This window comes from Phocaeicola dorei (assembly GCF_013009555.1).
GTDB lineage: Bacteria > Bacteroidota > Bacteroidia > Bacteroidales > Bacteroidaceae > Phocaeicola > Phocaeicola dorei.
Genome location: NZ_CP046176.1, coordinates 448589 through 468346, shown reverse-complemented (window position 1 = coordinate 468346; position 19758 = coordinate 448589). Strand labels below are relative to the sequence as shown.

Sequence of the window (19758 nt, the reverse complement as noted above, 5' to 3'; positions counted from 1 at the left end):
AATGCTCTACTTATATAATATAATCTGCAAATATACACTTTTATTTATACTTCATTTCCATAAAAAGATTACTTTTGCAAAAAAACATATTAGTTATGATACAGTCAATGACCGGATACGGTAAAGCAACCGCTATATTCGGAGAAAAAAAAATTAACGTAGAGATCAAGTCTTTAAATAGTAAAGCAATGGACTTGTCTACACGGATCGCTCCTTTATACCGTGAAAAAGAAATGGAAATCCGCAATATGATTTCCAAATCATTGGAACGCGGTAAAGTTGATTTCAGCCTGTGGATAGAGAAAGACGTTTCGGATACAGCCACTCCCATTAACGCCGCCCTTGTAGAAAACTACTACAATCAGATAAAATCTATTTCCGAAATGACCCATATACCAATGCCCGAAGATTGGTTTGCAACCCTTCTACGAATGCCCGACGTACTAACCAAGGCCGATGTACAAGAACTTTCGGAAGAAGAATGGGAGGTAGTCCGCCAGGTAGTGGAAGAGGCTATCAACCATTTGGTAGATTTCCGCAAACAGGAAGGAACCGCTTTGGAAAAGAAATTCAACGAAAAGATTGATAACATCGAGAGTTTGTTAAAGTCCATCGAGCCCTACGAAACAGAACGTGTAGCCAAGATACGTGAACGCATTACAGATGCTTTGGAAAAGACCATCAGTGTGGATTATGATAAAAACCGCTTGGAACAAGAATTGATTTATTACATTGAAAAATTAGATATTAACGAAGAAAAACAACGACTGAGCAATCACTTGAGATATTTCCGTGAAACCATGGCAGGCGGTCATGGGCAAGGGAAAAAACTTGGTTTCATAGCACAGGAGATGGGACGCGAAATCAATACGACCGGCAGCAAATCCAATCATGCCGAGATGCAAAACATCGTAGTGCAGATGAAGGACGAACTGGAACAAATCAAAGAACAGGTATTAAATGTAATGTAACCGGTTCATATACCGGACCCCATTCTCATAAGCAAAGAATCAAGATATGGCAACAGGAAAACTTATCATTTTTTCAGCCCCCTCAGGTTCGGGCAAATCAACCATTATCAACTATCTGCTGACACAAAACCTGAACCTGTCTTTCTCTATTTCTGCCACCAGCCGCCCTCCTCGCGGAAAAGAACGGCATGGTGTGGAATATTTCTTCCTATCTCCTGAGGAATTCAAACAACGCATTGCCAATGATGAATTTCTGGAATACGAAGAAGTATACGAAAACCGTTTCTACGGAACCTTGAAAGCACAAGTGGAAAAACAATTGGAAGCCGGACAAAATGTGATTTTTGACGTAGATGTAGTAGGCGGATGTAATATCAAAAAATATTATGGCAGCCGCGCATTGTCTGTTTTCATTCAACCACCCAGTGTAAAAGAACTCCGTAAACGCCTGAAAGGCCGTGGTACTGATGCCCCCGAAGTAATTGAAAGCCGAATCGCAAAAGCAGAATTTGAATTGGGGTTCGCCGATAAATTCGACACCGTGATAGTAAATGACGATTTGGAGAAAGCAAAAGCGGAAGCACTGAAAGTTATTAAAAATTTTATTGAAAAATAAGACGATGATCAAAGATCCGAAAAAACTGGCCCAAAGAATGTCGATACTTTGTATCCTCATTGGTTTTATAGCTTTGGCTGTGGGCATCATTGCAATGGCAATGGAGCAATACATTATTGCCATAGCAATGGGTATTGTCACTGTGGGACAAGTATGGAATTACAATAAATGGAAAAGAGTAAGATAAAGACTGGTATTTTCGGCGGCTCATTCAATCCTATTCACATTGGTCATCTGGCACTTGCTAATTATTTATGTGAATATAATGGATTGGATGAAATATGGTTTCTCGTCTCTCCTCACAATCCATTAAAGCAACAAACGGATTTATGGGATGATAATCTGCGATTGGAACTGGTAAAACTGGCCATTGTGGATTATCCCAAATTCCGAGCTTCCGATTTCGAGTTCTACCTTCCTCGTCCTTCCTATACTATACACACATTGGACGCTTTACACAAAGCCTATCCCAACCGAGAATTTACTCTTATCATTGGGGCGGACAACTGGCTTCTATTCCCCCGTTGGTACAAAGCAAAGGAGATTTTAAAGAATCATCATGTAATGATCTATCCCCGTCCGAATTTCACTATTGATCCAACAACTCTTCCTCCTTCCGTGCAATTAGCAGATACTCCGTTATTGGAAATCAGTTCTACTTTTATCAGACAGGCACTAGCGGAAGGACGAGATATACGATATTTCCTGCATCCGGCAGTATATGAACGGCTAAAAAAATAAAAATCCCCGGGAGGACACAATCCAAATTTCCCGGGGAAAAACACATCAATTATTTAATCTAAAATTCAAAGGACGCACTCCATTAACGCTTTGCCAGCAGTACTTCATTATTTATTAATCCGTCCAACTCCCAGCCTGTCGCATCTTTTTTATATGAGTGCCACGTCAAAAACTTCCCAGCTTCATCTAACGTATATACATATTTCTGCGTAGGGATAAACGCTTTTTTATTCTTGTTCCACAAAGAATAATCAATATGCGCTTCTGTGTCTGTGTACGTAACTTCCATACAATAATAATTTATCCAAGTCGTGCCATTCCATTTCATACTTTTCTTCTCTATAATTTGTCCCTTATCGTTGTATCTGAACTCAAAACGATACTCCGGAGTAAGGAAAGTACCCTCTTGTTCATAAACGACCTTAGCCGACACCCGACCATTTTCCACCTCTTCATTTGTAATCTTCACAGGCTCGACTGCATTCAGCGTTAATACACTTGTCATTGCAAAAAGAACTGCCATCATGGCTTTAGTGATCATTGTAGTTTTCATAATGTCTTATTTTTAATGTTTATAATTCGGGTTTATTTGTGTCTCTATTTATAAGACGCAAATGACTCTAAAAACGTTGCAACATGATCCGTTTTTTTTCTTGAGCCGCTTCACTTTATAAAGTGCAAAGCACATGCCACGAAATTAATCCACTAAGTATCAATAAGTAAACATAAAAAAGGGTGTCCGATTATGGACACCCTGTACGTTATTAACGGACAAACAGTCTATTCTTTCTGCTTTTCAACACGATGCAAGACTACCAGAACAACTTCGCTGGGAGTAAATAAGCGGACGTCAACGCGCGAAGTACCCAATCCATTGGTAATAATAATCGGAGTACCTTTACTATTCTCTTTCCAACCAGTCAGAAAACGGTTTCCATAAATGGAGTGCTTTACCGGAGAATATTTTTTAAACAAGCTCACCTGCCCGCCATGAGTATACCCCGCTAACACCAAATTGGCATTCGATACATCTGTATCTTCTGCATAGTCGGGAGTATGCGTGAGCAATATAATAAAATCATCCGCTGGAAAATGCTGGGATGGAGAGTCACCATTCCTTTTTAAATCAAACGGATTGCGTACACCGCTTACTATAATATGCTGACCATCTTTCATCAACTTATAGCTTTTATGTTCCATCAACCGCACATGATTCTTTTGCATGGCCTCCACCACTTCGGAATAACAATAACCATAATCATGATTCCCCATCACAGCAAATGTTCCGTAAGGTGTATAAACTCTGCTCAAGGCGGTGAACAAAGTGTCTAGATTTCCACCTTTCTTGCTACGATAATCTCCACCCAACAACAGAACATCGGCATGCATTGATTTTAATGCTCGTACCGCACTGTTCAATTCACTCCTCTTAAAACGACTCTCATAATGAAAATCCGAAGCAAATCCTATCCGAAAACCATCAAAAGCGGGTGGAATATCATAACTATAAAAATCATATTGCTTCACACGTCCTACTCCCGGAAACTCGGACAAAGTAGCTGTGGCGCAAGAAGACAAAAAAATAACCGCTAAAAGTAAAAAAAGAAACTGTTTCTTCATAATCCTTTCTATTTGGAGACAAAGATACAGAATTAATTGTTTTATCTTTGCACAACCTTAATTATAAATAGAAATGGAAATTGTTCAAGTTAACTCAATAAAAGCATGGCTTCTAGCCGCCCGTCCTAAAACATTGGCAGGAGCCGCCACTCCGGTTTTACTGGGATGTGCCTTGGCCTATGCAGACAGCTGCTTCCAAATGACACCAGCATTGCTTTGCTTTCTCTTCGCTTTTCTGATGCAGATAGATGCCAACTTCATTAATGATTACTTTGATTATCTGAAAGGCAGTGACCGTGAAGACCGCTTGGGTCCTGAACGTGCCTGCGCACAAGGATGGATCACACTGAACGCCATGAGGAAAGGAATCGCCCTGACCACAGCGACAGCTTGTTTAGCAGGGTTATGCCTATTAGCTTATGGAGGGATTGAAATGATTCCAGTGGGAATTTTATGTATTTTATTCGCTTTTCTTTATACAGCAGGACCTTATCCGCTAGCTTATCACGGATGGGGAGACATACTTGTCATTGTCTTTTTCGGGTTTGTACCGGTAGGCTGCACTTACTATGTGATGTGTCGTAGCTGGACTTGGAATGTAACACTCGCCTCTCTAGCTTGCGGACTGATTATAGATACCTTGTTGATGGTGAATAATTACCGTGACCGCGATCAAGATGCAAAAAGCGGAAAGAAAACAATCGTAGTACGCTGGGGAGCCAATGCAGGGCAACAATTATACCTATTTTTGGGATTGGCTGCCGCATGGCTTTGTTTATTGTTTATTCCGACCGGACACATTTGGGCTGCATTATTACCCCAACTTTATCTGTTACCTCACTTCATGGCATGGCAAAGAATGGTAAAAATCAAAAAGGGAAAAGAATTAAACAGCATATTGGGAGAAACCTCCCGTAATATGCTACTATTCGGAGTATTACTAGCATTCGGCCTTATTCTATAATCTTCTGGCAAAATCTTGCCAGAAGATTATAGAATAAAGCACAACAAATCATTCCGCTTTCTCTATTAATACAGTGGCGTAAGCAGAAATACCTTCCTCCCTGCCCGTGAATCCCAGCTTCTCTGTAGTGGTAGCCTTTACGGAAACATCATCCACATCAATCCTCATCAAATGAGCAAGCACCAACTGCATTTCCGGAATCCGCGCCTTCAATTTAGGACGTTCAGCGCAAATCGTTGCGTCCACGTTACCTACTTTATACCCTTTTGCAGCAATCAGGTCCACCGTTTCAGCCAATAAAATCTTGCTATCAATATTCTTGAATTCGCCTGCAGTATCAGGAAAATGATAACCTATATCACGCATATTGGCCGCTCCCAGCAAAGCGTCACAAATAGCATGAATCAATACATCGGCATCCGAGTGTCCCAATAGCCCCAATTCATGTTCAAATTTTATTCCTCCAAGCCATAATTCACGACCGCTTACCAGTTGGTGCACATCAAATCCAAATCCTACTCTTATTTTCATCTTACATAAAAATCTAATAATTTTTCACCTTCCAAATACCCCTGCAAATGCTGTCCTATACTGACTGGCCCTACTCCCACGGGAGTCCCTGTATAAAGCAAATCCCCAATCTTTAATGTAAAAAACCGGCTAACGTATGCGATTATCTCATCCACCTTAAACAACATATCTGCAGTGTTACCTCTCTGCACCGTTTTTCCATCTATATCCAAATGAAAGTTCAAATTCTGTATATCCTTAAATCTGTCTACCGACACAAAATCACCTATGGCAGCCGAGCTATCAAACCCTTTACACAGCTCCCAAGGCTTACCTTCCTCCCGAAACTGCCGCTGAAGGTCACGTGCCGTAAAATCTATTCCTACCGTCACCGCATCATAATACCGACTGGCAAAACGCGGAGCAATATTCTTTCCCAAACGATTAATACGTACTACCAATTCTGTCTCATAATCCACCTGCTGAGAAAAATCAGGAATAAAAAACGGCTTGCTGTCTTTCAGCAGAGCCGAATCCGGTTTCATAAAAATAACCGGTTCTTCCGGCAAATTCTCATCAGCATGCAACTCGTGGCAATGTGCAACGTAGTTCATTCCTACGGCTATAATCTTCATGTTATTATTCTTGAATTACATTTAATCTGTTAAACATTACAGCCAGATGGGCATAAAGTGATGTATTCTGCACCACAATATTTTCCGGTACACGAATACGGAACGGTGTAAAGTTCCAAACTGCCTTAATGCCACCCGCTATCATCTTATCTGTTATCTCCTGTGCTATATTAATAGGCACAGTCAACACCCCGATATTGACATCACAGGATTTCATTTTTACCTCAAATTCATCCGAATGATAAATAGGAATTCCATTTATTTCCTTTCCCACCAGTTCGGGGTTAATATCAAACGCACCTACTATCTCTAATCCAAAATGATGCAGGCCCGAGTCGCGCAACAAAGCACCTCCCAAACTACCAACACCAAACAAAAAAGCTTTATGCATCTTGGTAAATCCCAAGAAACGCTCCAGCACCTCTATCAACGCATCAATCTCATATCCCACACGTGTACGGCCGGATATATTTACATAAGAAAGATCTTTCGCTATTTGGGAAGCATCCACATTGATTTGCTTGGATATTTGGGTAGAAGACACGTACGTTTCTCCCTGTTCTTTCATCAGTTTCACATTCGAAAGATACCACGGAAGTCTGCGCAAAGTCGGCTCAGGCACTTTATCCGAGAATTTATGCATACGTATATCCATCTTTTTCTTTAGGTATTATCATTAGGTAATTTGCAAAAGTACACTTTTATTTGTTACATTGACGGATAGAGTATAAAAAAAGTCTTATCTTTGAGTATTCATTTAAGCAAAATTCACATGAAAAATAACGATTGGAAAGAACGTCTGAATGTGGTTTATTCCACAAATCCTGATTTCAAGTATGAAAACGTTGAAAAGGAAGAGACTAAAACATTAGATAAAAAACAACAAAAGCTCCGTGTCAATATAGAAAAAAAAGGACGGAGTGGCAAAACCGTGACATTAATCAACGGGTTCATCGGAACAGAAAATGACCTGAAAGAGTTGGGTAGATTATTGAAAAGCAAATGTGGGGTAGGCGGTTCAGCAAAAGACGGGGAGATCCTTATTCAAGGAGAGTTCAAGCAACGGGTCATCGAGTTGTTGAAAGCTGAAGGATATACCCAGACCAAATAGCCGGAAAAAAGAAAGGGACTGTTGTCACACAGTCCCCCTTCTATAATTGCGGAAATCTTATTCAGCACGTAAAGTGAAACGTTTGAAAGCAACGATCTGCAATTCAGGATCAGCTTCCTTCAACACTTCTCTTACAGTCTTCTTACCATCCATGATATCCTCTTGGTTCAGCAAGCAAACTTCCTTCAAGAACTTGCCCAGACGACCTTTAGCAATGTTTTCAATCATCTGTTGTGGCAAGTTAGCAGCTTTTTCAGCAGAAACAGTAGCAATGATTTCTTTAGCTTTGGCAATATCTTCGTCAGTGATCCAGCCCTTAGCCTTGTTACTTTCCATATGTTCTTCGCTGTCTACGTGTGCAGGGTTGATACCAGCCTTCTTCAAGGCAACTTCAACAGCCTTGTCTACTTGTTCTTTCTTAGTCTTGTCAATAGCTACCTGTATTTCAGCTTCTTTTACAGATTCAGGAACACCGGCTTCATCAATTGCAATAGGATTCATAGCAGCAATCTGCATAGCAACTCCGTGAGCGGCAGCTTCAGCTTCTTTATTCATTGCAACAATAGTACAAAGCTGGTTATTTCCCTGGTGGTTATAAATAGAAGTATAAGCACCTTCAACCACATTGTAACCATCCAATTCCATTTTTTCACCAGTGATACCACTACGGTCTGTTACTGCATCTTGTACAGTACCGTTACCCATAGGCAAAGCCTTTACTTCTTCCAAAGTCTTACACCTGTTGGCAACAGCAGCATCCAGAATAGCTTGAGTCAAAGCTATGAAATCAGCGTTTTTAGCAACGAAGTCGGTTTCGCATTTCAAAGCGATGATAGCAGCAAATTCGCCATCCTTTTTTGCCAGCACACAACCTTCAGATGCTTCACGGTCAGAACGTTTTGCAGCAACAGCCTGTCCTTTTTTACGAATAATTTCCATCGCTTTATCGATATCGCCGTTTGCTTCAGTCAAGGCGTTCTTGCAATCCATCATACCAGCTCCACTAATCTTACGAAGCTTGGTTATTTCAGCCATAGTTACAGCCATAATATTCCTTTATTTTTTAATTGTTAGTAATATCTTTAAAACAGAATTGAGAATTGAAAATTGAGAATTGAGAATTAACAGCATAATCTGCCCCTTTCCCAATTTTCAATTCTCAACTCTCAATTTATACTATTAAGCTTCTTCGTCTTCTTTCAAGAAAGCGGCAGCCTTAGCAGCATTGATAGCTTCTTCTTCGGCTTTATCCATACGAGCCTTGGTATTTTTCTTCTTACCAGCACCCTTAGGAGCATTTTCACCGGCAGCTTCCATATCTACTTTTTCAGCTTTTCTTTCTTCCAAACCTTCAGCGATAGCGCCACAACAAGCATCCAAGATCACTTCTACAGACTTAGTAGCATCATCGTTTGCAGGAATCACGAAGTCTACGTTTGAAGGATCTGAATTTGTATCAACGATAGCAAATACAGGGATACCCAAGCGGTTAGCTTCACGAACTGCAATGTTTTCTTTCAACACATCGACAACGAACAGTGCTGACGGCAAACGAGTCAAATCAGCAATAGAACCTAAGTTCTTTTCCAATTTAGCACGCTGACGAGAAATTTGCAGGACTTCTCTCTTAGAAAGGTTTGAATAAGTACCATCGTTGGTCAACTTATCGATAGTAGCCATTTTCTTCACAGCCTTACGGATAGTCGGGAAGTTAGTCAACATACCACCCGGCCAACGCTCTATTACATAAGGCATATTTACAGAAGCAGCTTTCTCAGCTACTACTTGTTTAGCTTGTTTCTTAGTAGCAACAAACAGGACTTTCTTACCTGATTTTGCGATTTGTTTCAGTGCATCAGCAGCTTCATCTACTTTAGCAACTGTTTTATGGAGGTCAATGATATGGATACCATTGCGTTCCATGAAAATATAAGGAGCCATTGAGGGATTCCACTTTCTCTTAAGGTGTCCGAAGTGGCAACCGGCTTCCAATAATGTATCGAAATTAGTTCTAGACATTTTATTATTCTTTAAATCGTTTACTTTCTTTTTTGTTTATCTCAACCAACCATCGGGTAGTCCGCTACCAAGTAGAGTCCCGCTGGTTTAGATACTAAACGCTTCTTAACCAGTTCCAAGTAAAACCGGATATTAACGTTTACTGAACTGGAATCTACGACGTGCTTTGGGCTGACCCGGTTTCTTACGTTCTACAGAACGAGAGTCACGTGTCATGAAGCCTTCTGAACGAAGAGCCGTTTTATCTTCAGGGTTGATTTTAACCAGCGCACGAGCGATAGCCAGACGCAAAGCCTGTGACTGTCCTGTAAAACCACCACCGTAAAGATTTACTTTGATATCATATTTTTCAGCAGCCTCTAGCTTGTTCAAAGGCTGTTTTACTACATACTGAAGAATAGTTGATGGAAAGTACTGTGCAAGGTCTCTCTTGTTAATAGTAATCTTTCCTGTACCTTCGCTTACGAACACGCGTGCGACGGCGCGTTTACGTCTGCCTAATGCATTTACTACTTCCATTCTTTATTATTTAAGTGAGTTTATATCAATTGATTTCGGAGTCTGAGCCTCATGTTTGTGTTCACTACCAGCGTAAACATACAAATTGCCCAGCAACTGTGCTCCCAGACGATTTTTAGGAAGCATACCCTTTACTACTCTCTTCAACAGTTTTTCTTCACCGTTAGGTTTCTTCATCAACTGAGCAGGAGTCATTTCTCTCTGACCACCGGGATAACCTGTATAGCGCAAGTAAACCTTGTCGTTCCACTTGTTTCCGGTAAATTTCACTTTGTCTGCATTAATGATAATAACATTATCACCGCAGTCAGCATGAGGGGTAAAGTCTGGTTTGTACTTTCCTCTCAACAGTTTCGCAACTTTCGAACCGAGACGGCCTACGACCTGATCGGTTGCGTCGACAACAACCCATTCTTTATGAGCTGTTTCTTTGTTTGCAGAAATGGTCTTGTAACTTAAAGTATCCACTCTTAAATTCTTTTTTAAATGTTAACTACTAAAAAACAATTCTTCTCAGCGTTTCTAACCGTTCCCGGACAAAGAACTATTAACACGCTAAGAATTAATCCTTTATAAACTTTTGATAATAATCGGCTTGCAAAGGTACGGCTTTTCTTTGAACTGACAAATAAATTAAGATATTTTTTCCTCTTGCTATTCGCATACAAAAGGCTGATATAACCACATCTAGGCTTTGAATAACGGACTAAAAAACATAGGGAAGAGATTTTGATTCTTCCCTATACATATACAGTTATTCATTCTATTTTCAACGATTCCAGCCACTCTCCATCTCAGAGCAAGTACACACAGCCACAGATGCCGCATTGTTTCCACTGGACTGACGAAGCTTTAAAAGTTCAGTTGCTGAGATCCGGACTACTTTTCCATCGGGACGACCATAACACAATGTCCCTTCGCGCCGTGCAGTTTCCTCTATCAACCGCTGTTCCGCTAGTTCTAAACCATAACGCAACTTCGCACTTAATTCCTTATATTCTTCTTCAGTTGACATAACTTCTGATTTTAGTAAAAAGTTCTTGATTATAGATATGGGCCTCATCTCCCAAACGGAAGGCGTCCGCCACAATAACACGCGGTGTGCAGCTATTGTCCGCAAGCATCCAATAATCCACGCAAGGCATATAAATACGGAAAAAGTTTTCCAACCCCGAACGATAACGACGACGGATAATGGGAGCAGGCACATCATGCCCTCCATTGGCAACACGCTGTTTCACTCGCTCTATAGCCAATTCAGGCGAATTCAGCCAAAAATAAATAAGGCTGACACTATATCCTTGATTTTGTGCCTGCTGGATAAGATTGATATAAGAACGGGTGGACAATGTGGTTTCAACAGAAAAGCTGACTCCGTCCGACAGTAACTCTCCGATACGTTTCAGCATCAGTCGCCCGGCTTCGATAGCCACACTTGAGGGGTTAAAAGGAGAAAGTCCCTTAGCGATTTCATCGGCATTGACAAATTCGCGGCACTCTAAAATTTCGGGTAATACCGTGTACGAAGCGGTCGTTTTACCGGCTCCGTTACACCCCGCTATTATATAAAGTTTAGACATTAATCTCCTTTTCTATTTCTGTTATTGGCGACAAAGTTAACGATTATTTCCAATCTTTGTTCTTGAAAAGGCATAAAAGTGATGAAGAATAGCACATTTTTTGAAATTCTGTGCAAATTAAGAAGAGATTACAGGAGTTTTACCTTATATTTAAGCAACCTGCAAACAGGTAGCAGTTACTCATTACATCATTTTATTGAAGAAAATTAGTACATAAGCATCTTTCATTTAAGTATCCAAACAAGTAATCATATAAATAGGACACATATCCCACCATAATAGCAAGTACACTTGTTTCGTCAGACAAATATCATGTATAAAATAAATAGGGCCACACTTTCAAAAAATGAAAGCGTAGCCCGAAAAATGACTATTCTTTGTTTATAAACAAAGATTCAAACTTATCTGACCAAATCCTTTGGATAAACAGGAGGCATTTTCACTCGTTTCCAAGTTTCATAATACCAGGAATTGATTTCATTTCCATCCTTATCCGTTTTCACAAAAAACTTCAGCACCATGACATCTCCCCCCTTCATCTCAAATTCCAAAATATTATCCACACCTACCAATTGTGGAAGATGCAAGTTTTTCTCCACATGCTCTGTATAAGCATTAGGAGCAGTCTGCCGATAGGTACCGGAACCAATAATAATAGCTCCATGATTAGGAATCATGGTCATATTGGTAAACTTGCCGTCATCAGACAAAATTTTAAAAGAATTACTTGGTTTCAACTCACCCGGTACCTGAGGAGTCCCTGATACATAAAAGCACATCTGCCAAATTCCTTTCAAGTTGACAGGGGTTACATCCGATTTTTCCTGTCCCACTACACGCGAAGTACCGATAAGCAAGAATGCTATCATCAGTAGGAATAATTTTTTCCGTTTCATAGTTGTATATATTTAGTTAACAAATTGCGTAATGTGGATATACAAAATTAGAATTTTTTTTCAAACTTCCTGCTTTTTAAATAACTTTTTTACAGTTAAATACAAAAAAAATCCTGCCCTATGTTATAGGGCAGGATTTTTTGAATTATTATTTCCAACAATTAGAATTCAGCATTACGCGGAGTACGTGGGAAAGGTATCACATCACGAATATTGGTCATACCGGTAACAAACAGCAACAGCCGCTCAAAACCAAGTCCAAAACCAGAATGAGGACATGAACCAAACTTACGGGTATCCAGATACCACCACATATCCTTCATCGGAATTTCCAATTCCTGGATACGGGTCATCAGTTTGTCATAATCAGCCTCACGTTCAGAACCACCTATTATCTCGCCAATCTTCGGAAATAAGACATCCATTGCACGGACAGTCTTGCCATCCTCATTCTGCTTCATATAGAATGCCTTGATTTCTTTCGGATAATCTGTCAGGATTACAGGACGTTTAAAGTGCTCTTCCACCAAATAACGTTCGTGTTCAGAGGCTAAGTCTACTCCCCAATATACCGGGAATTCAAATTTATGACCTTTTGCTACAGCTTCCTCCAGTATCTTGATACCTTCCGTATAAGGCAGACGGACAAATTCCTCCTTCAGCACGCCCTGCAAACGTTCTATCAATCCCTTATCGAACATGTCGTTCAAAAACTTCACATCATCATAGCAGTTGTCAAGCGCCCACTGTACACAATATTTAATAAAGTCTTCGGCCAAATCCATATTATCAGTAATATCATTGAACGCAACCTCAGGTTCAATCATCCAAAACTCAGCCAAGTGACGCGGCGTATTAGAATTCTCCGCACGGAATGTAGGACCAAATGTATAAATAGCCCCCAAAGCAGTAGCAGCCAATTCACCTTCCAACTGTCCAGATACCGTCAAACTGGCTTGTTTGCCAAAGAAATCATCATCATAAATAATCGCTCCGTTTTCATCCTTCTTCAAATCATAAAGGTTCTTGGTAGTAACTTGGAACATCTGTCCCGCACCTTCACAATCAGACGCTGTGATAATAGGTGTATGAAAATAGAAAAAACCACGTTCATGGAAAAACTTATGGATAGCGATAGCCATGTTGTGGCGGATGCGGAATACAGCTCCAAATGTATTGGTACGGGGACGCAAGTGAGCGATCTCACGAAGAAACTCCATCGTATGACCTTTCTTCTGTAACGGATAAGTGTTATCACAAGTACCTAATACTTCGATTCCACGCGCTTGAACTTCGGCTGCCTGACCAGAGCCAATGGATTCGGTCAACTCACCGTTCACACTGATACATGCACCGGTGGTGATCTGCTTCAACATTTCTTCGTCAAAGTTTGCCAAATCAACAACAATCTGCACATTATTTATTGTAGAACCGTCATTCAGGGCGATAAAATTTACCTGTTTGCTACCGCGGCGGGTACGAACCCAACCTTTTACATTGACCATCGCACCAAAATCACGGCACTTCAGCAGGTCAACAATCTTTGTTCTACTAATTTTTTCCATTGTTTTGTCTCTTTATTGTTTATTATTCAAATGAGCCCATGCGGAGCATGTTCACTTCTTGTTCAGTCAGGTAACGCCAATCACCGCGGCGCAAACCTTTTTTAGTCAGACCAGCAAAATAAACGCGGTCCAGCTTGATCACCTTATATCCCAAGGATTCAAAAATACGACGCACAATACGGTTCTTTCCGGAATGGATTTCAATACCGACTTGTGATTTATCTGTTTCCGATGCATAGCTGATGGCATCTGCATGAATCTCTCCATCATCCAATGTCACACCTGCTGCAATTTGGTCAAGATCTGCCTTGGTTACATTCTTATCACAATATACATGATAAATCTTCTTCTTCAAATACTTAGGATGAGTCAGCTTGGAAGCCAAATCACCATCGTTAGTTAACAATAACACACCGGTAGTATTACGATCTAAACGCCCAACAGGATAAATACGCTCCTTACAAGCACCTTTCACAAAATCCATTACAGTCTTACGTTCCTGAGGATCATCAGAAGTAGTCACACAATCCTTCGGTTTATTCAACAAAATATAAGTTTTGCGTTCAATACTTACCGGTTCGTCATGGAACTTCACTTCGTCAGTACGCTTGATTTTAGTACCTAATTCGGTTACCACTTCACCATTTACACTGACTACACCTGCTGTAATAAACTCATCAGCCTCACGACGGGAACATATACCTGCATTAGCCAAGAATTTGTTCAGACGAATCGGCTCATTTGGATCGGTCAATATATCTTTATATTCAATCTGTTTCTTCAGACTATACTTTGCATTCGGGTTATAATCAGCCGTACGGGGACGATAGGGACGATTGTATCCACCACCTTGATTATAACCACCGGTACGAGGACGATAAGGACGGTCGCCGCCTTGATTATAACCGCCGGTACGAGGACGATAAGGACGGTCACCGCCTTGATTATAACCGCCGGTACGAGGACGCGGAGTGTAAGAACGCTGTTCACCCCCTTCACCGCTGTTAAAACGGGGACGCGGAGTATAAGGACGCTGCTCACCCCCTTCGCGATTATAGTTTGTGCGGGGACGATATTGACGCTCACCACCTTCCTCACTATTATTAAAACGAGGGCGCGGAGTATACGGACGCTGCTCGCCACCTTCACGATTATAATTTGTACGAGGACGGTATGAACGTTGGTCTCCTCCATCCTCACTGTTAGGATTAAAGCGGGGACGTTGCGGACGGTCTCCGTTATTGTTATAGCGATTATAGGAAGGACGGTCACCGTTGTTATAAGAAGAACGGTAGGGACGGTCTCCACCTTCGCGATTATAGCTGTTCGTACGAGGACGATAAGGACGCTGTTCGCCGTCGTTGTTGTATCTGTTGTAATTACTGTCTCTGTTATAAGACTTATAACCACCATCACGGCTTACATTCTGGTTTTCTTCATTTGCAGCACCTTCTTGTCTGCTTTCATTTTCTGTACTCATGGTTTTCCTTTTATTTTTTAATTAATGTATAACGCCCTCTCGGGCTTTTTGGATTAAAATCTAACTAACTATTTTTTAAATACCTGTATAATTATGCGGTGTAATTACCCGCAGTTCCTTTTTAATGTCTTCGCTTACATTTAGTGTTTCTATAAATTCTTTAATAGACTCTTCTGTGATAGCCTGGTTTGTACGGGTCAAAGCTTTCAATGCCTCATACGGATGAGGATAGGCTTCGCGGCGCAGAATTGTCTGGATAGCTTCCGCCACCACACTCCAACAATTATCCAAGTCGGCATAGATTGCTTTCTCATTCAGCAACAGTTTGCGCAGACCTTTCAACGAACTTTGGATAGCAATCACAATGTGACCGAAAGGTACACCGACGTTACGCAACACAGTAGAGTCTGTCAAGTCACGTTGCAAGCGGGAAACAGGCAACTTAGAAGAAAGGTGTTCCAAAATAGCATTTGCCATACCTAGATTACCTTCAGCATTTTCGAAATCAATAGGATTCACCTTATGCGGCATGGCACTGGAACCTACTTCACCCGCTTTAATCTTCTGCTTGAAATATTCCATAGAGATGTACTGCCAGAAGTCGCGGTTCATGTCAATCATAATGGTATTGATGCGTTTCATCGCATCAAAAATGGCTCCCAGATTATCATAATTAGAGATCTGAGTAGTATATTCCTCACGTTCCAATCCCAGCTTTCCTGCTACAAACTTATTACCGAATTCTTTCCAGTCATATTCGGGATAAGCTACATGATGCGCATTGTAGTTACCCGTCGCACCACCGAATTTAGCCGTGACAGGACAAGCTTTCAATACAGCCAGCTGACGATTCAGACGATAAACGAAAACCATGATTTCTTTACCCAAGCGAGTCGGAGAAGCAGGCTGTCCATGTGTTTTTGCCAACATAGGGATATTTGCCCATTCTTCAGCGTATGTAGTCAACTGGGCAATCAGCTCTTCAATTTGCGGATAGTATACTTGTTCCAATGCCTCCTTTATAGACAAAGGTACAGAGGTATTGTTTATGTCCTGTGATGTCAATCCGAAATGAATAAATTCTTTGCATTCCTCCATTCCGCCCAACTTATCGAATTCTTCTTTGATGAAATATTCTACAGCCTTTACATCGTGGTTTGTTACACTTTCTATCTCTTTAATACGCTGTGCGTCAGCCTCTGAAAAGTTCTTATAAATAGCGCGCAATGCATCAAAACGTGCATGATCAAAGTCTTTCAGCTGTGGCAACGGTAGTTCACACAGAGTGATAAAGTATTCAATTTCTACCTGCACACGGTACTTGATGAGTGCAAATTCAGAAAAATAAGAGGCCAAAGCTCCCGCTTTTCCTCTGTATCGACCGTCAATAGGTGATATTGCCGTGAGTAAATCGAGCTCCATATTATATTCTTTGATAATTATCAGACTGCAAAATTAATTCTTTTTCTTGAGTTTAACGGTCTGAAGATGCATAAAGTTTGCGAAAATGAAGATTTATTTCACAAATCCCTTTTTAGTCCATTTCAGACTATTCCAACGCTGTACAAAGATAATACCACGAAGATTTTCATCCAGCACAAATGCACACCACATACCTACCAGTCCCCATCCCCAATGAATACCGAACAAGAAACCACAACCTACGGCAACGCTCCACTGAACAACAAATCCTACATAAAACGGATAATTCACATCACCCGTTGCACGTAAAGCATTCGTCGCATAAATATTAATAGCCCGGCCCACTTCCAAAATCACATCAATAAACAGGATAATAGTACCCAAACGGATAATTTCCGGATTATCCGTCAGCCAGCTAAACAAAGTATGCCCCATCAAAGCCCAGATACAGGATAAAACTAAAGAAACCAAAATAGAAATACGCATCACATATTTGCCCAACAGATAAGCTGCATGAAGTTTCCTCTCACCTACCAAATGACCAATACAGATGGCTCCGCCTTGTGCCATGGCAATAGCAAACAAATAAACGAACATCACTATATTCACCACATAGGTACGAGTAGCCAGCGCTTCATTCCCCAACATATTAATAAAATAGGTCAATACTACCTGAGAGAAACTGTAGGACATATTTTCTCCGGCCGAAGGGACTCCGATTTTCAACAGGTTTTTCAGCTCGACAAACGGGAAGGGGCGAAAATAGGATAACGGAAATCTGGGAATATGTTTACGGAAAAGAATCACAAAAAGTATCACCATAGATACCCCTCGGGCAAATGCAGTAGAAATAGCAGCACCTTCCACTCCCAAAGCCGGCATACCGAACTTACCAAAAATCAGCGAATAGTTACCAATGATATTCAGAATATTTACAACTACCGTTACCATCATGGGATAAACTGCTTTATTGGCACTGCGCAAAGAGGCAGAAATAGTCAGAGATATGGCTTGAAAAAAAGCGAATGCCCCTACTATCTCCATGTAACTCACTCCATATTCCATCAGTTCGGAACGAAGCCCCATCATGGACAACAGGAAAGTGGCTCCATAGTGTAAAATGGCACTAACGAATAAACCGAACGCCAGATTGAGTATCAATGATACTCCCACCACCTGCACCATATTCTTGTGCATTCTTGCTCCCAAATATTGCGAACAGAGTACGGAAGTTCCTATATTGATCACCTCAAATATCAGGAAAGCAAACATAATGAGCTGGTTGACCACCCCTACAGCAGCCACACTATTGTCTGAATACTGACTCAGCATCACGGTATCCACTGCACCCAGCATCATAATCAGTAATGTTTCAATGAAAATAGGAACCGCCAGTCTGGCTAGGTTCTTTCGTATGCTCCTCGGTTCTTGAATTACGTCCACTTATCATCTTTGATTTTCGGGGTGCAAAGGTACGGACTTTTCACGATGCAACGGTTTGATTTATATCAAGAAATATGAACTTAAGATTTTTACCAGAAGATAAACAGGAATCTGATCTTTTCTTTTTATCTTTAGAACCAAATCTTAAATCAATAGAACAACATGAAAAAAGGAATCCTTCTGTTATCTGCAATTCTAGCATTGGGCTCTCTGTCCTCATCCGCCCAAAAAAGAACAGCCACCATGACTGATGAAGAAATGTACCTTGATGCCATGCATCATAACATCACTACCGAAAAGATTTTCGGTTATGTAAAGCAACTTTCAGACCCAGCCTTGGAGGGACGACTCGCAGGTTCGCCCGGAATGGCTAAAGCTGTAGATATCGTAAAAGGATATTTTAAAGAGTGGGAACTGATACCCGGTGGTGAGAATGGTTCCTACATACAGCTATTCCCCCACCCTTGTGTGGAAATACAACCGGGAAGCACTATGGATATCCTATTTCCTGTCACCCAAGGCAAGAAAAAAACTGTATGGATCTCTAAGACATATCCTTGGGCAGATGGTTGGTTTGCCGGAGGAATGACCAGTGACGGGGAAGTGACAGCCGATGTGGTATACGCCGGATTTGGCGTTACAGCACCCGAATTAGCATATGATGATTACAAAGATATAGATGTAAAAGGCAAGATTGTGCTGGTGGAGGGAGAAACACCCAATATAAGCCGTAACCCCGATTCACTGACCATGTGGTACAAACATACTTTGCACCAAACCAAGCTGAACAATGCCGTAACCCATGGTGCGGCAGGCTTGTTATACAAATGGGTTCCCGGTCCAAATGCCCCCTATAATCCAGGATTTGTCTATTGTCATGTTACAGACACTGTGGTTAATGATATTTTCAGGGGAACAGGCAAGACTTATAAAGAGACTATCCGGCAGATTTATAAGACTCAGAAGCCTGCCTCTTTCCATACCGGAAAGAGAGCCCACATCAAAATGAATGCTACCTATAATCCCAATGCTACTGGAAAAAATATTTTGGGTATGATCAAAGGCAGTGACCCTATACTGTGCAATGAATATGTAATCATTTCCGCCCATCTGGACCACTTGGGAATGATTCCTTTCCTTATTGAAGGAGCGAATGACAACAATTCTTCCTCCGCCGCCATGCTGGGAGTAGCCGAAGCACTGGCAAAATCAAAGATAAAACCCAAACGCAGCATCATTTTCATGAGTGTGGACGGCGAGGAAGCCGGACTCACCGGTAGCACTTATTATACTAATCATCCTCTTGTACCAAAGGATAAAGTAATAGCAATCCTGAATCTGGAGCAGGTGGGTGTAGGCCAGATGTTAGGGGCGAACTACCACTATAAATACCCCGAATTGGCCAAACTGTCCCAAAAAGCCAATGCTATGTATGTGCATCGACGTCTGTTCACTAATGAAACTCATTTCCTGACTCGTCCTCGTACAGATGGTGCTGTTTTTATGAAAGCCGGTTATCCATGCATTGATTTATGGGCATTAGGAGGTGGCTATTACCATCATCCTAAAGATAATATCCGATCCATCAACCCCGATATCCTTCGAGCTGCAACCGAATGGTTATACTGGACTACTATTTTTATAGCAAACAAGTGAACAAATACAA

The 19758-nt window shown here is 41.1% G+C and carries 23 protein-coding genes; 7 read left to right on the top strand and 16 right to left on the bottom strand.

Annotated features, from left to right (window positions below):
• The first annotated feature begins 95 nt into the window (after positions 1-95).
• The 4 genes from GKD17_RS01950 to nadD are packed head-to-tail and all read left to right on the top strand — an operon-like array spanning position 96 to position 2328.
• Positions 96-971, top strand: a complete 876-nt coding sequence (locus tag GKD17_RS01950) for a YicC/YloC family endoribonuclease (protein ID WP_007831319.1) — start codon at positions 96-98, stop codon at positions 969-971.
• Between the two features lie 46 nt (positions 972-1017).
• Complete coding sequence (gene gmk, locus GKD17_RS01945; RefSeq protein ID WP_007831318.1) at positions 1018-1587, top strand: guanylate kinase; 570 nt, start codon at positions 1018-1020, stop codon at positions 1585-1587.
• 4 nt (positions 1588-1591) lie between these two features.
• A complete protein-coding gene (locus GKD17_RS01940; RefSeq protein ID WP_005839218.1) occupies positions 1592-1774 on the top strand; it encodes a hypothetical protein in 183 nt (60 codons plus the stop codon).
• Positions 1756-2328 carry a nicotinate (nicotinamide) nucleotide adenylyltransferase gene (gene nadD / locus GKD17_RS01935; RefSeq protein ID WP_007831316.1) on the top strand — a complete coding sequence of 191 codons (573 nt, stop codon included), beginning with the start codon at positions 1756-1758 and terminating at the stop codon, positions 2326-2328. Before GKD17_RS01940 ends, nadD begins: the two co-directional genes overlap by 19 nt.
• A gap of 82 nt (positions 2329-2410) precedes the next feature.
• Here nadD and GKD17_RS01930 read toward each other — a convergent pair whose 3' ends face one another.
• Together GKD17_RS01930 and GKD17_RS01925 are read right to left on the bottom strand one after the other, a co-directional pair.
• Positions 2411-2881: a DUF3836 domain-containing protein gene (locus tag GKD17_RS01930; protein WP_007831308.1), complete on the bottom strand. Its 471-nt coding sequence runs from the start codon at positions 2879-2881 to the stop codon at positions 2411-2413.
• A 227-nt stretch (positions 2882-3108) separates the two neighbouring features.
• Entirely contained in the window at positions 3109-3948 is an 840-nt protein-coding gene (locus GKD17_RS01925; protein ID WP_007831307.1) for a metallophosphoesterase, read from the bottom strand.
• 73 nt (positions 3949-4021) lie between these two features.
• Here GKD17_RS01925 and GKD17_RS01920 point away from each other — a divergent pair, with 73 nt between their 5' ends.
• A complete protein-coding gene (locus GKD17_RS01920) occupies positions 4022-4912 on the top strand; it encodes a 1,4-dihydroxy-2-naphthoate polyprenyltransferase (RefSeq protein ID WP_007831306.1) in 891 nt (296 codons plus the stop codon).
• Positions 4913-4960: 48 nt separating this feature from the next.
• Here GKD17_RS01920 and ispF read toward each other — a convergent pair whose 3' ends face one another.
• From ispF to GKD17_RS01905, 3 genes are read right to left on the bottom strand one after another with little or no spacing between them, the layout of a single operon-like run.
• Complete coding sequence (gene ispF / locus GKD17_RS01915; RefSeq protein ID WP_007831305.1) at positions 4961-5443, bottom strand: 2-C-methyl-D-erythritol 2,4-cyclodiphosphate synthase; 483 nt, start codon at positions 5441-5443, stop codon at positions 4961-4963.
• Positions 5440-6057: a fumarylacetoacetate hydrolase family protein gene (locus GKD17_RS01910; protein ID WP_007831304.1), complete on the bottom strand. Its 618-nt coding sequence runs from the start codon at positions 6055-6057 to the stop codon at positions 5440-5442. Before GKD17_RS01910 ends, ispF begins: the two co-directional genes overlap by 4 nt.
• Before the next feature lie 4 nt (positions 6058-6061).
• A complete protein-coding gene (locus GKD17_RS01905; RefSeq protein WP_007831303.1) occupies positions 6062-6712 on the bottom strand; it encodes a redox-sensing transcriptional repressor Rex in 651 nt (216 codons plus the stop codon).
• Positions 6713-6829: 117 nt separating this feature from the next.
• On the opposite strand from GKD17_RS01905, the gene GKD17_RS01900 reads away from it, so the two are divergent.
• Positions 6830-7168, top strand: a complete 339-nt coding sequence (locus GKD17_RS01900) for a translation initiation factor (RefSeq protein WP_007831301.1) — start codon at positions 6830-6832, stop codon at positions 7166-7168.
• Between the two features lie 57 nt (positions 7169-7225).
• On the opposite strand, the gene tsf is transcribed toward GKD17_RS01900, so the two are convergent.
• From tsf to GKD17_RS01845, 11 genes are all read right to left on the bottom strand, one after another.
• Positions 7226-8215, bottom strand: coding sequence for a translation elongation factor Ts (gene tsf, locus GKD17_RS01895; protein ID WP_007831300.1), 990 nt, complete (start codon positions 8213-8215; stop codon positions 7226-7228).
• A 132-nt stretch (positions 8216-8347) separates the two neighbouring features.
• Positions 8348-9187 (bottom strand): 30S ribosomal protein S2, encoded by an 840-nt coding sequence (gene rpsB / locus GKD17_RS01890; RefSeq protein WP_007831298.1) that lies wholly within the window; start codon positions 9185-9187, stop codon positions 8348-8350.
• Positions 9188-9319: 132 nt separating this feature from the next.
• Complete coding sequence (rpsI, locus tag GKD17_RS01885; protein WP_005839197.1) at positions 9320-9706, bottom strand: 30S ribosomal protein S9; 387 nt, start codon at positions 9704-9706, stop codon at positions 9320-9322.
• A 6-nt stretch (positions 9707-9712) separates the two neighbouring features.
• The gene (gene rplM / locus GKD17_RS01880; protein ID WP_005839194.1) at positions 9713-10174 is read right to left on the bottom strand and encodes a 50S ribosomal protein L13; all 462 of its coding nucleotides are present in this window, start codon (positions 10172-10174) and stop codon (positions 9713-9715) included.
• Between the two features lie 301 nt (positions 10175-10475).
• Complete coding sequence (locus tag GKD17_RS01875) at positions 10476-10721, bottom strand: hypothetical protein (protein ID WP_007831293.1); 246 nt, start codon at positions 10719-10721, stop codon at positions 10476-10478.
• On the bottom strand, positions 10711-11286 hold the full coding sequence (locus GKD17_RS01870; protein ID WP_007831292.1) for a zeta toxin family protein: 576 nt from the start codon (positions 11284-11286) through the stop codon (positions 10711-10713). Before GKD17_RS01870 ends, GKD17_RS01875 begins: the two co-directional genes overlap by 11 nt.
• A 401-nt stretch (positions 11287-11687) precedes the next feature.
• Positions 11688-12182, bottom strand: a complete 495-nt coding sequence (locus GKD17_RS01865) for a DUF4488 domain-containing protein (RefSeq protein WP_007831290.1) — start codon at positions 12180-12182, stop codon at positions 11688-11690.
• A gap of 161 nt (positions 12183-12343) precedes the next feature.
• Complete coding sequence (asnS, locus tag GKD17_RS01860; protein ID WP_007831288.1) at positions 12344-13747, bottom strand: asparagine--tRNA ligase; 1404 nt, start codon at positions 13745-13747, stop codon at positions 12344-12346.
• A gap of 22 nt (positions 13748-13769) precedes the next feature.
• Positions 13770-15227: a pseudouridine synthase gene (locus GKD17_RS01855; RefSeq protein ID WP_007851155.1), complete on the bottom strand. Its 1458-nt coding sequence runs from the start codon at positions 15225-15227 to the stop codon at positions 13770-13772.
• A gap of 75 nt (positions 15228-15302) precedes the next feature.
• On the bottom strand, positions 15303-16649 hold the full coding sequence (purB, locus tag GKD17_RS01850; protein WP_007831283.1) for an adenylosuccinate lyase: 1347 nt from the start codon (positions 16647-16649) through the stop codon (positions 15303-15305).
• Between the two features lie 93 nt (positions 16650-16742).
• The gene (locus GKD17_RS01845) at positions 16743-18092 is read right to left on the bottom strand and encodes an MATE family efflux transporter (RefSeq protein ID WP_007831282.1); all 1350 of its coding nucleotides are present in this window, start codon (positions 18090-18092) and stop codon (positions 16743-16745) included.
• A gap of 162 nt (positions 18093-18254) precedes the next feature.
• Here GKD17_RS01845 and GKD17_RS01840 point away from each other — a divergent pair, with 162 nt between their 5' ends.
• Entirely contained in the window at positions 18255-19748 is a 1494-nt protein-coding gene (locus GKD17_RS01840; RefSeq protein WP_007831281.1) for a M28 family peptidase, read from the top strand.
• Positions 19749-19758 lie beyond the last annotated feature (10 nt).

Coding starts and splice junctions, on each gene's coding strand:
- GKD17_RS01930 (WP_007831308.1), bottom strand. CDS start 2,881: ATGAAAACTACAATGATCACTAAAGCCATGATGGCAGTTCTTTTTGCA.
- GKD17_RS01910 (WP_007831304.1), bottom strand. CDS start 6,057: ATGAAGATTATAGCCGTAGGAATGAACTACGTTGCACATTGCCACGAG.
- gmk (WP_007831318.1), top strand. CDS start 1,018: ATGGCAACAGGAAAACTTATCATTTTTTCAGCCCCCTCAGGTTCGGGC.
- ispF (WP_007831305.1), bottom strand. CDS start 5,443: ATGAAAATAAGAGTAGGATTTGGATTTGATGTGCACCAACTGGTAAGC.
- GKD17_RS01855 (WP_007851155.1), bottom strand. CDS start 15,227: ATGAGTACAGAAAATGAAAGCAGACAAGAAGGTGCTGCAAATGAAGAA.
- tsf (WP_007831300.1), bottom strand. CDS start 8,215: ATGGCTGTAACTATGGCTGAAATAACCAAGCTTCGTAAGATTAGTGGA.
- GKD17_RS01905 (WP_007831303.1), bottom strand. CDS start 6,712: ATGGATATACGTATGCATAAATTCTCGGATAAAGTGCCTGAGCCGACT.
- GKD17_RS01900 (WP_007831301.1), top strand. CDS start 6,830: ATGAAAAATAACGATTGGAAAGAACGTCTGAATGTGGTTTATTCCACA.
- GKD17_RS01870 (WP_007831292.1), bottom strand. CDS start 11,286: ATGTCTAAACTTTATATAATAGCGGGGTGTAACGGAGCCGGTAAAACG.
- purB (WP_007831283.1), bottom strand. CDS start 16,649: ATGGAGCTCGATTTACTCACGGCAATATCACCTATTGACGGTCGATAC.
- GKD17_RS01865 (WP_007831290.1), bottom strand. CDS start 12,182: ATGAAACGGAAAAAATTATTCCTACTGATGATAGCATTCTTGCTTATC.
- rpsI (WP_005839197.1), bottom strand. CDS start 9,706: ATGGAAGTAGTAAATGCATTAGGCAGACGTAAACGCGCCGTCGCACGC.
- nadD (WP_007831316.1), top strand. CDS start 1,756: ATGGAAAAGAGTAAGATAAAGACTGGTATTTTCGGCGGCTCATTCAAT.
- GKD17_RS01950 (WP_007831319.1), top strand. CDS start 96: ATGATACAGTCAATGACCGGATACGGTAAAGCAACCGCTATATTCGGA.
- GKD17_RS01875 (WP_007831293.1), bottom strand. CDS start 10,721: ATGTCAACTGAAGAAGAATATAAGGAATTAAGTGCGAAGTTGCGTTAT.
- GKD17_RS01925 (WP_007831307.1), bottom strand. CDS start 3,948: ATGAAGAAACAGTTTCTTTTTTTACTTTTAGCGGTTATTTTTTTGTCT.
- GKD17_RS01920 (WP_007831306.1), top strand. CDS start 4,022: ATGGAAATTGTTCAAGTTAACTCAATAAAAGCATGGCTTCTAGCCGCC.
- asnS (WP_007831288.1), bottom strand. CDS start 13,747: ATGGAAAAAATTAGTAGAACAAAGATTGTTGACCTGCTGAAGTGCCGT.
- GKD17_RS01840 (WP_007831281.1), top strand. CDS start 18,255: ATGAAAAAAGGAATCCTTCTGTTATCTGCAATTCTAGCATTGGGCTCT.
- GKD17_RS01940 (WP_005839218.1), top strand. CDS start 1,592: ATGATCAAAGATCCGAAAAAACTGGCCCAAAGAATGTCGATACTTTGT.
- rpsB (WP_007831298.1), bottom strand. CDS start 9,187: ATGTCTAGAACTAATTTCGATACATTATTGGAAGCCGGTTGCCACTTC.